General features: G+C 68.1%; 2 protein-coding genes. One reads left to right on the forward strand and one right to left on the reverse strand.

Going from position 1 to position 3,062, the window contains the following annotated elements; all coding sequences use genetic code 11:
- Nucleotides 1-98: 98 nt before the first annotated feature.
- Entirely contained in the window at nucleotides 99-878 is a 780-nt protein-coding gene (locus tag ACWEH3_RS21965) for an SOS response-associated peptidase (protein WP_450020764.1), read from the reverse strand.
- A gap of 165 nt (nucleotides 879-1,043) precedes the next feature.
- On the opposite strand from ACWEH3_RS21965, the gene ACWEH3_RS21970 reads away from it, so the two are divergent.
- A complete protein-coding gene (locus tag ACWEH3_RS21970) occupies nucleotides 1,044-2,552 on the forward strand; it encodes an aldehyde dehydrogenase family protein (RefSeq protein ID WP_450020766.1) in 1,509 nt (502 codons plus the stop codon).
- Nucleotides 2,553-3,062: the final 510 nt, after the last annotated feature.

Genomic DNA, 3,062 nt, shown 5'->3' on the forward strand with positions numbered 1-3,062 from the left:
GGCGGGGGGGGGGGGTGGGCGGGGCCGGGGTTGGTCCGGTTTTCACCCGCGCGGGGCCGCGAACGGAACATGCTCGGTCTCGCTTCGCTGGCTACCGCTCACAGCAGGCTGATCTGCTCGGCTTCCTTCTGATCCTCCACGCGGGCGAGCAGTTCCGGGCCGTTGTTGCGCACGCTGTTGACCAGAGATGGGACCGGGCGGGGCACGATGGCGGCGACCGTCTCCTCGGACGGCGTCTCCAGCAGGCTCGCCGGGGCCGGGTGATCCGGGTCCAGCCACGCGTCCCAGTGTTCCCGTGGCATGGGCAGCGGCATCCGGTCGTGGATGCGGGTGAGGTCGCCGACCGCGTCGGTGGTGAGGATGGTGCACGACAGCAGCGGTCGGCTCTCCGGTTGCGACCGGTCGCGCCAGACCGACCACAGGCCGGCCATGTAGAGGCGGGAACCGTCCGCGCTGGCCATGTAGTAGGGATGCTTGGCGACTTTGCCTTTCTCGCCGTTCGGCTCGACGACCCACTCGTACCAGCCGTCCATCGGCACCAGGCAGCGCCGGTACTTCACCGCGTCACGGAAGGACGGCGTGGTGGCGGCCTTGTCGGCGCGGGCGTTGAACAGCGGTTTGCCTTTGACCGGTACACCGGGCTCGGCCGCTTTGGTCCATACCGGGATCAGGCCCCAGCGCATGCGCCGGATACGCAGTTTCGGGTCGTCGTCTTCGTGGTCTCGGTCGTGCCGCTCGACCACGGTGAGCACTTGGGTCGTCGGAGCGACGTTGTAATTGGTGAACGTGCTCTCGTCGGCCGCGCCGGTCTCGTCGAGCGCATCCAACTCCACCGCGAGCCTGCCGGGATCGGTCGTGGTCGCATATCGTCCGCACATATCCCGATAGTCCCACTTGCCACCGACAGCGTCGGGGACAATTGGTGCATAGCTGGTGACCTGTTGAGAGTTGTGACATAGCATTCTCTCATCGAAGGACGGGCTGACCGTCCACTCGGACATGCGCATCGACCGTCGACCGCAGACGGCAAGAGGAGAACCACTGTGACATCCACCGACACCAAACCGGCCGATCACGACACGGCACTGACGTCGGTCAATCCGGCGACAGGCGAGGTGATCGGCACGCACGTCATCGCCGACGACGCCGCGGTGGCCGCCGCGGTCGCCAAGGCTCGCGCAGCGGCCGCCACCTGGGGCGCGCTGAGTTTCGACCAGCGGCGCACGCATCTGCTGCGCTGGTCGAGCAAGCTGGTGCAGAAATCGGACGAATTCTGCGCCCTGATCCACGCCGAGAACGGCAAGCCGCTCGACGACGCCTTCCTGGAATTGATGCTCGCGCTCGAGCACATCTCCTGGGCGGCCAAGAACGCCAAGAAGGTGCTCGGCCCCAAGCGGGTCTCCCCGGGCGCGCTGATGTCGAACTTCAGCGCCCGGCTCGAGCAGCGCCCGCTCGGCGTCGTCGGCGTGATCGGCCCGTGGAACTACCCGGTCTACACGCCGAACGGTTCCATCGCCTACGCGCTGGCCGCGGGCAACACCGTCGTGTTCAAGCCGAGCGAGTACTCCACCGGCATCGGCAACTTCCTCGCCGACGCGTTCGCCGAAGCCAATCATGAACTGCCCGAGGGCGTTTTCATCACGATCAACGGCTACGGCGCAACGGGCGCGGCGCTGGTCCGCTCGGACGTCGACAAGATCGCGTTCACCGGCTCCACCGCCACGGGTAAGCGGATCATGGCCGCCGCCGCCGAACGGCTCACCCCCGTGCTGCTGGAGTGCGGCGGCAAGGACGCGGTGATCGTCGCCGCCGACGCCGACATCAAGGCCGCGGCCGACGCGGTCGCCTGGGGCGCCACCGCCAACAGCGGCCAGACCTGCGCGGGCGTCGAGCGGGTCTACGTCGACCGCTCGGTGCGCGAGGAGTTCGTCGCGGAGGTCAAGCGCATCCTCACCGACATCGAGCCCGGCTCCGGTGACAAGGCCGCCTACGGCCCGATGACCATGCCGAGCCAGATAGACATCGTGCGCCGCCACATCGACGACGCGTTGAAGAACGGCGGCACCGCGGTGCTGGGCGGCCCCGAGTCGGTCAAGGCGCCGTTCATCGAACCGGTCGTACTGGTCGACGTGGACGAGAACTCCGAGGCGGTGGCCGAGGAGACCTTCGGCCCGACCATCACCATCCGCACCGTCGACAGCGTCGACGAGGCGGTGGAGCTGGCCAACAACTCCAAGTACGGCCTGTCCTCGGCGGTCTACTCGAAGAAGAACGGTCTGGACATCGCGCGCAGGCTGCGCGTCGGCGCCACCTCGGTGAACTCGGTGCTCGCCTTCGCCGCCATCCCCGGCCTGCCCTTCGGCGGCGTCGGCGATTCCGGCATCGGCCGCATCCACGGCGAACCGGGTCTGCGCGAGTTCACCCGTCCGCACTCGATCGCGGTGCAGCGCTTCACCGTTCCGGGCATGGCGCTGCTGAGCTACAGCCGCACCGACTCCACGATGAAGCTGCTGCGCAAGCTCGTTCCGTTCCTGCACGGACGGCACAAGTAGGAATCCCACGGCACGGGCCGGGCCTCGACATCGTCGAGCACCCGGCCCCTGCGGTAGGTGAGATCAGCGGCAATCCGCCAGTGAACGCGCTGCGAATCGCGACGGCGAGGCGCTATGGGAACGGATGAAGTCGGTCGGGCATCGTCCGCGGCCCCGGCTGACCGCGCAACCGGGGCACTCGACCGCACCGCTACGCGCCGCGTGTCCGTTCCGGCATACTTCTTCCCGCGCAACTATTATCGCCGACTCCGGTCCGAGTGATCGACACTTGGCACGCACCGTTCGCCGCCTCGCTCACATCCGAGTGACCACCGCGCGGGCGACAAATAGCATGCGTCGGTCGAGCCGAGCCGACGACCAGCCACTACAAGCCGTGCACCAGTAAGTGAAGCGTCGATACCGAAGCACCCAGCGCACCCAACTCCCAGTTTCGAGCGAAGCGAGACCGAGCATCCGCCGTGGGGGGGCCCGCGCGCCTGTGGGCGGCCGCCCCCACACGGGCCCCCACAC

The sequence above is a fragment of the Nocardia sp. NPDC004718 genome, assembly GCF_053601535.1.

Bases quoted from the DNA above. Each gene is read 5' to 3' on its own strand.
- ACWEH3_RS21965 (WP_450020764.1), bottom strand. From the start codon at position 878: ATGTGCGGACGATATGCGACCACGACCGATCCCGGCAGGCTCGCGGTG.